Consider the following 1144-nt stretch of genomic DNA (forward strand, 5'->3'; position numbering starts at 1 on the left):
CTTCTAACTTCTTCGTTTAGTCTTTCTAAGCAATTGGTTGATTTAAGTCTACTATGAATTACTCCATTAGATAAATAGGAAAAAGCATCTTCAAAGCCTTCATCTAAGGTGTTTAAAGAGGTTTGATATTTCTTTTCTGTTTCATATTTTGAGAAGATTTCTTCTTTCATTTTTCTTGCTAAGTTTATATCTTGGATTTTAAATAGGGCTTTGATGTCTGTTCTAAAGTCTTCAGTGTTTTTCTTTGGTGCTTTTGATAGGATATTTCTTAAGAAATGTACCTGACATCTTTGCCATATTACATTTAAGAATGTTTCTTTTATTGCTTTTACTAGAGCTTTGTGAGCATCTGATATTACCATTTTAAGTCCAGATAGTCCTCTAGCTTTTAAATATTCAAAGAAGTTTGACCATGAATATTCACTTTCACTAGAACTTAGGTCTAAGCCTATGATTTCTCTATTTCCTTTTTCAGTTATTCCTATTGCAATATGACAAGCTTTTGATACTACACGATTGTTTTCCCTTACTTTTATGTAGACCACATCTACGATTAAATAAGGGTATTTCACTGAACTTAAGTCACTATTTCTCCATAGCTTTACTTCTTCGTCAAGCTCTTTAGTTAAAGATGATACAAAGGATTTAGAATATGTTTTGCCACATATATTTTCTATCACCTTGGATACTTTTCTTGTTGATACTCCTTGAACATACATTTCTAGCATGGTTACAAGTAGTGCTTTTTCATTTCTTTGATATCTTTCAAAGACTTCTGTTGAGAATTTACCATCTCTTGTCCTAGGTACTCTTAAAGTTAAAGTTCCTATTTTGGTTGTATAGTCACGTTCATAGTAGCCATTGCGGTAGGTGATTCTGTTAGGATCCCTTTGATATGCTGTATTTTCTAAGTATTCATCTCTCTCTTTTTCCATAAGTTCATTAAAAACTTTTGTTAAGATGGATTTGGCAATTTTATCATCTACAGATTCATTAATTAAATTTTGTATTTCTTCTTGATTAATTGTAAAATGTAATTGGGTCATTTGATACCTCCTAGTTTAGTTTTGGCTTGTTAAAAACATTGTACTAGTTTGGGTTTCAAATGACCTTTTTCTTTTTACACAATTATACGGACTCTATC

Annotated in this window: 1 protein-coding gene; it reads right to left on the reverse strand. The window is 30.8% G+C overall.

What is annotated here, in order from left to right:
- On the reverse strand, positions 1 to 1046 hold a 1046-nt coding region (locus FYJ26_RS10735), incomplete at its 3' end, for an IS256 family transposase (RefSeq protein WP_229771268.1).
- Between the last annotated feature and the right edge of the window lie 98 nt (positions 1047 to 1144).

It is taken from the genome of Anaerococcus porci (assembly GCF_009696575.1).
Lineage (GTDB): Bacteria > Bacillota > Clostridia > Tissierellales > Peptoniphilaceae > Anaerococcus > Anaerococcus porci.